This is a genomic window from Streptomyces sp. bgisy159 (genome assembly GCF_965341775.1).
In the GTDB taxonomy this organism is placed as follows: domain Bacteria; phylum Actinomycetota; class Actinomycetes; order Streptomycetales; family Streptomycetaceae; genus Streptomyces.
Map to the genome: position 1 here is coordinate 1 of NZ_CBDQZH010000092.1, position 6,299 is coordinate 6,299.

A 6,299-nucleotide genomic window follows, 5' to 3' on the forward strand; every position below is an offset into this window, starting at 1 on the left:
GCCGACGGGACGCGTCGGGTGCACCTGATCACGGCAGACGAGGCGGCGCGAGCCTGCCCGTCCTGCGGCGTCATCGCCTCCCGGGTGAAGGGGCCGGCGAACGCCGCGGCCGAGAGCTTCTTCGGCCTGCTCGAGGCGGAGATCGGCATCACTGTGTGGGGCAGCCGCCAGGTGGCCCGGGCCGACGTCTTCCGCTTCATCGAGGTCGAGTACAACCGCACCAGACTCCGCCGGCACCCCGAGCACGGGTACCTCACCCCGCTCGAGAACCGGATCCTGCTGCAGCGAGACCTCACCCCCGCAGCGTAGAAACACGATGTCCAACATCAGGGGGGAACTTCAGGCTTCCGGAATGGCGTATTCCGTGTTGCGGCGTAGTCTTATCCACGGGGCAGATGTGCCGGCTGCATCGCCCGGGGAGACAGCCGATGGGCTGTGCCACGGCCGGAGAGTCTCCCGCCCCGGCTGGTTGCGAAGCCCTCGGTCGCGACGGGAAAGCGGAGGACGACATGTGTTCCAAAATCACGTACCGCACGGGTACGGGCACGTTCATCACGGGCCGGGGAATGGACTGGAACGATCCGACGGCTGACACGGCGCTGTGGGTGTTCCCGGCCGGGATGCAACGCGACGGCGGCGCAGGGAGTAGCCCGATCAGCTGGACATCGAGGTTCGGATCGGTTGTGACGTCATTTTACGGGACGTCGTCGTCCGACGGGATGAATGCGGCCGGGTTGGTGTGCAACATCCTGTATCTGTCCGAGTCCGATTACGGGGAGCCGGGCGCCGAGGGCAGGACGACGCTCTCGATCGGGGCGTGGGCGCAGTACTACCTCGACAACTTCGCGACGGTCGCAGAGGCCGTGGAGGCGACGCGTAAGGATCCGTTCAGCATCATCGCTCCGGTGCTTCCGAACGGCCGGGCGGCCACGGTGCACCTGGCGCTGTCGGACCCCTCGGGCGACTGCGCAGTGATCGAGTACCTCGGCGGTCACCCGGTCGTCCACCACGGCCCGGAGTACCGGGTGATGACGAATTCGCCGGTGTACGACCAGCAACTCGCCCTGACTGCGTACTGGGACCTGATCGGTGGGAACCGCATGCTGCCAGGAACGATCAGCGCCGCGGACCGGTTCGTCCGCTTGAGCTACAACCTCAAGAGCTCTCCGGAGTACGAGGACCGGAGGATGGCGGTGGCGTCGGTGTTCTCCCAGATGCGGGCGATCGGCGTGCCGTTGGGCATGGAGGATCCCGATCACCCCAACATAAGTGCCACGTTGTGGCGCGCGATCGCCGATCACGACGCCAAGCGCTATTACTTCGAGTCGACGGTCTCACCGTCGGTGATGTGGGTGGACCTGGACAAGGTGGACCTGGCTTCCGGCGCCGACGTGATGGCGGTCGACGTCGCCCGTGACGGGCTGGCCGGGGAGGTCTCCGCCGAGTTCCGGCCGCGGGCGCCGTTCGAGTTCCTGGCGGCCTGAGGCCGGTTGCGGGCCGCCGCGCCCGCCCTGTACTACAGGGGAGCTTCGTGTTTGCTGGCCGCGTGACGCGTTGAGCCTCACGTGGAGGACGTGCAGCGGGATGTCGAGCGGTGGGACGGGTGGTTCGAGGATTTCTTCGCGCTGCGCGCCGGGTTGTGGTGCCGGGTGGAGCCTCGGCTGACAGCGCGGGCGTATCTCAAGGCCCTGTTGGGCCTGGTGGAGCGGAAGAACACCTGGCAGATCGCCGCGTATCTCGGTCACACCGCGCCGGACAAGGTCAAGGACTTGCTGCGCAGGACAACCGGGAGCTGGAGCGGGTGAGGGAGTTCACCGTGGAACAGCTCGGGGACCCGGAAGCGGTGCTGGTGCTGGACGAGACCGCCTTCCTGAAGAAGGGCGACAAGTCGATCGGGGTCGATCCGCAGTACGCGGGGATTACGGGCAGACGGAGAACTGCCATGTCGCCGTGTTCCTCGCCTACGTCACCCCGTACGGACGCGCACTGATCGACTTCGCCCTGTGCCTGGGCAGACTGTGGGCCGGCCAGGCGGCGCGCTGCCAGGAGGCCGGGGTGCCGCGCGACCGCGCCAGGAAGGTCCTCACCAAGCCCGAGCTGGGGCGCGTCATGGTCGAACGGGCCCGCTGCGCACGGGTGCCGTTCGCCTGGGTGGCCGCCGACAGCGTCTACGGGCAGGACCGAGAACGCCGGGCGGGCCTTTACTGACTTCGGCTTGAGTTGTTGTCAGGCGTCGCGCCACCACGGGGGTCGGATGGTCTCGTTGTCGTCGGCGGCGCAGTTGACGCCGTGGACGACCTCTGAGCCGGCCAGGTCCCAGCCGACGATGCCGTTGCCCTGCCGGGCCAGTTCCACCAGGCGGGCGCGGTGGGTTCCGCTGCCGGTGTTCACGTCGCACGTCTCGACACTGGTCCAGGAGCGTCCGTCCAGGGCGGCGATGATCGCCACGGCGGGCAGGACGATGCCGCCGAGCAGCAGTCCGGCGATCCACAGGGCGTCGGCGGCACGCTGAGGGGCGGTCTCGGCCCGGTTGCCGGTACGGCGGCCCGTGGTGTGCTCACGGCGGCCGGTCTTGTAGTCGACCATCACCCCCACCCGCAGTACGTAGGAGGCCAGGCCGGTGGCCAGGCCCCAGCCCAGGCCGTTGAACGCACCGACGACCACCCCCAGGGCGGCCGGAACTACGGCGGCAGTGGCCGCGGTCACTGCCATGGGGGTGTCCCGATGTCTGAGGGCGCCGCCCCTGGCTGCGAAGTGGGCGTAGGTGGCGCGCGAGACGACCACGGCCAGCACTGTGGCCAACAGGGCCTCGTTCAGGAACATGCCGATTGGGATGTCGGCCCAATTGCCCGGCCCCATGGCGATCAGTGCGTCCCTGGCCGCGTCCCCGCCGCCAAGCGTCCAGGCCAGCTTGAGCGCCGGGACCGCGAGCACCACCGCCAGCAGCATCACGTGCCCCGCCCTCTCCCGGTAGTCCCCGGAAGCCTTCTCCTCACTCATGCGACGAGTCTCACGGACCGCCCGCTACCGGCAAGGTCCGACACACGTACACACCTACGTCACCCTGACGAGCCGAAGTCAGTAGCGCCACTGCAAGGGCTACGTGATCGCGGTGCCCTGCGACGAGACCGTCACGGCCGGGCCCACGGGGCCGATGCGGGTGGACAAGCCGGTGCGGCAGCTGCCGGTCTTCGAGCGTCGCTCCTGCGGCCACGGCGCCAAGGGCGAGCGGTTCTACGACTGGGCACCGGTCCAGGTCTCCTGGCCCTCGCCGGCTGGCGCGGTGCGCCGGGGCTGGTGCCACCTGCTGCTGGTGCGCCGCTCGATCAGCGACCCCACCGATTTCGCCTACTTCGCGGTGCACGCCCGCACCGGCACCACCATGGCGACCCTGGTGAAGATCGCGGGACTTCGGTGGGGAGTAGAGGACTGTTTCGAGACCGCGAAGTCCGACTGCGGCCTGGACCAGTACGAGGTCCGCAAGTGGGAACCCTGGCACCGGCACATCGCCCTGGCCATCGCCGCGTTCGCGTTCCTGTCCGTCAGCGCCACCCGCACCGCCCGCCTCACCCGGCCCCGCGAAGACACACAGCCGCCGACCGAGCCCGAACCCGCCATAGCCTGGCCGCCACCGACCCCGCCTCCGATCCTCAACCCCTGATCGACTACACCGCCGAAGAGATCCGCCGCCTGCTCCACCAGACCCTGTGGCACGTAACGATCCCCCACGCGATCGTCTTCGCCCAGTCGCTGTGGCGCCGAGCCCACCAAGCCGTCGCCCGGCGCATCCACTACGAACGACGCCAACGACAAGCTTCCGAAGCTCCCCTGTAGTACCGGGCCAATTTCATACACGGAGGGCCACTTGAGATACGGCCGTCAGCCTGCGTGCAGCCAGGAATGGCCATGACCGACACGCCTGGCCGGTCTTTGGACCGTAGCGGACCAGGCCGCAGCAAGCGACACGGCGATGTTCGGCGCGCAGACTGGAACTAGAGGCGACACACGCAGAGGCCGACATCTGGGGGCGGAGCATGTGCCATCTCGGCTCCGTTGCCCGACATGTCAGGAGGAGAAACCCATCATGACGACGGCACACGAGAGCTTCAGCTCGCTCCAGATGAAGAAGGTCGCACCGGCGGAGGTGCCGGTCGCAGCAGACTCTGCGGCTAAGCGGCTGTCCAAAGCCATCACCTTCCGGACCATCTCCAACCAGGACCGCAGCGACTTCGACGAGAAGGCGTTCAACGATTTTCACGCGTACCTCGCGGACACCTACCCGCTCGTGCACAAGACGCTGAAGCGTGAGGTCCTCGGTGCGCCCCGCCGCTTCAGCCTGCTCTACACCTGGGGCGGGAAAGAACCGTCCTTGCCTCCGATCGTGCTCATGGGCCACCAGGACGTGGTGCCGGTGGTGCCGGGCACTGAGAACGACTGGGAGCATGATCCGTTCTCCGGCGACATAGAGGGCGGATACGTCTGGGGCCGCGGCTCTCTCGACGACAAGATCATGATCCTCGCCATTCTGGAGGCCATCGAGATGCACCTCGAGAAGGGCTTCCAGCCGACCCGCACCGTCTACCTCGTCTTCGGACAGGACGAGGAGGTGATGGGGCTCGAGGGCGTGCGGACGATCGTAGAGGAGCTGAAGTCGCGGGGCGTGAACGACATCGCGCTGGTCCTCGACGAGGGGCTGCCCCTCGCGCCCGGCCTCTTTCCCGGCATCCCGGACCCCATCGCGCTCATCGGCGTCGCCGAGAAGGGCTACGCCACCCTGGAGCTGAAGGTCGAGGGCCCCGGCGGGCACTCGGCCATGCCGCCCAAGCACTCCAACATCGGCATCCTCGCCCAGGCGATCACGCGACTCGAGGCTAATCCGTTGCCGTATCGCATCACGCAGTCCGTGCGGGACCAGTTCCGGTTCCTGGGCCCGGAGCTGCCGCCGAAGTACCACGAGCTCTTGGCGGACGTCGCCTTCGGCGGAGAGGAGGAAGAAGAGGCTGCCTCCAAGAGACAGAGCGCGCCCGTGCACGAAGACGACTGTCCAACAGCGGGATGGGGCGTGGGGAGCAGCGACGATCAGTTCATCAAGTACATGCTGTCCGGCGCGATGACGACGGCGATGCTCCAAACGACGACGGCGGTGACGATGGTCAACGGCGGAGTGAAGGAGAACGTGCTCGCGCCCGCTGCTTCGGCGCTGGTCAACTTCCGGATCCTTCAAGGGGAGACCGTGCAGTCCGTCGTCGAGCACGTGAAGAAGGTCGTCAACGACGAGCGGGTCGAGGTGACCGTGCGTCCGGCCTCGTGCGAGCCTTCGCCAGAGTCCGATCCGTATGGCAAGGAGTACCGGCTGATCGAGAAGTCGGTCCGCCAGGCGTGGGGTACTCCGAACCTGCTGGTATCGCCCTACCTGGTCATCGGCGGGGCCGACGCGAAGTACTTCGCCGCGACCATCGCCAAGAACGTGTACCGCTTCACCGCGGTGAGGGTCGAGTCTGCCGCCGACACCGCACGCTGGCACGGCGTGAACGAGCGCGTGCTGGTCAGCGAGTACGCGCGGTCGATCGTCTTCTTCTACACCTTCATCGCCAACACCGAGGAGCTGGGCGAAGGCGGCGACGGCGGCATCGCCAGAACGAGCGCAAGCGCGGAGTGACGACGTCCTACGACGCGTCGATCCGCTGGCGCTCGCGGTGTCTCGCAGCGCGTAACGAGAGAGCCACGTGCAGCGAAAGTTGCCCGCGTGGTTCGGCGGGGGGCCGTGCGGAAAAGGACCCGGCAACGGGCACCTCGCCGCGCGGCCTACCCAGTGGGCAGCTGCGCACGCCTTCCACAAGCCCGGCACCCACGAGGCCGAAGCCTTCGCCGCCGACCGGCTCACCGCGATCCTCGCCGGTCACGCCGCCCGCGTCGCCGACGAACTCCTCGCCCTGGCCGACCAGGCCCACCTGACCGCCTCACCCCGCGAGGCGGTCATCAAGGCGCGGAATGTTCTGCGGAATCAACTGCAGAGCGGCTGCCGACGCGACAAGCACGGGGCCGTCCACATCGTGCCAAGGGCGGCCGGTCAAGTGGGCAGCAGTCATGCACGTCTCCTAGGGCGGGCGGACGATTCCTGATGCGGCCGAAGAATTCACTGTGCCCAGCAACAAGCGCCTCCGTGCGTCACGGTAGCGCCCAGGACTGACAGCGGACGCTTCTTCCCAATCCCGAACGTCCGACGCCTACGGGATCGAGTTCACCAGGCGCTCGGCATCGCCGACGAGGAACCGGCTCACCGAACCGCCCCTCACTCG

The 6,299-nt window shown here is 67.8% G+C and carries 7 protein-coding genes and 1 pseudogene; 7 read left to right on the plus strand and 1 reads right to left on the minus strand.

Annotated features, from left to right (window positions below; genetic code table 11):
• The 4 genes and pseudogenes from ACSLTV_RS35735 to ACSLTV_RS35750 all read left to right on the plus strand — a co-directional run.
• The coding region (locus ACSLTV_RS35735; protein ID WP_432159155.1) for an IS3 family transposase at positions 1-309 on the plus strand (309 nt) is incomplete at its 5' end.
• A 200-nt stretch (positions 310-509) separates the two neighbouring features.
• Positions 510-1,484, plus strand: a complete 975-nt coding sequence (locus ACSLTV_RS35740; RefSeq protein ID WP_385087075.1) for a linear amide C-N hydrolase — start codon at positions 510-512, stop codon at positions 1,482-1,484.
• Positions 1,485-1,565: 81 nt separating this feature from the next.
• Positions 1,566-1,805 (plus strand): hypothetical protein, encoded by a 240-nt coding sequence (locus ACSLTV_RS35745; RefSeq protein WP_385087072.1) that lies wholly within the window; start codon positions 1,566-1,568, stop codon positions 1,803-1,805.
• A 44-nt stretch (positions 1,806-1,849) separates the two neighbouring features.
• Positions 1,850-2,208: pseudogene (locus ACSLTV_RS35750) on the plus strand (transposase).
• A gap of 18 nt (positions 2,209-2,226) precedes the next feature.
• Here the strand turns inward: ACSLTV_RS35750 and ACSLTV_RS35755 are convergent.
• Positions 2,227-3,000, minus strand: a complete 774-nt coding sequence (locus ACSLTV_RS35755) for a hypothetical protein (protein ID WP_432159153.1) — start codon at positions 2,998-3,000, stop codon at positions 2,227-2,229.
• A gap of 103 nt (positions 3,001-3,103) precedes the next feature.
• On the opposite strand from ACSLTV_RS35755, the gene ACSLTV_RS35760 reads away from it, so the two are divergent.
• From ACSLTV_RS35760 to ACSLTV_RS35770, 3 genes are all read left to right on the plus strand, one after another.
• Entirely contained in the window at positions 3,104-3,661 is a 558-nt protein-coding gene (locus ACSLTV_RS35760) for a hypothetical protein (protein WP_432159152.1), read from the plus strand.
• Positions 3,662-4,120: 459 nt separating this feature from the next.
• Positions 4,121-5,659: a M20 family peptidase gene (locus ACSLTV_RS35765; RefSeq protein ID WP_435613696.1), complete on the plus strand. Its 1,539-nt coding sequence runs from the start codon at positions 4,121-4,123 to the stop codon at positions 5,657-5,659.
• Positions 5,660-5,726: 67 nt separating this feature from the next.
• The gene (locus ACSLTV_RS35770) at positions 5,727-6,122 is read left to right on the plus strand and encodes a hypothetical protein (RefSeq protein ID WP_385087061.1); all 396 of its coding nucleotides are present in this window, start codon (positions 5,727-5,729) and stop codon (positions 6,120-6,122) included.
• Positions 6,123-6,299 lie beyond the last annotated feature (177 nt).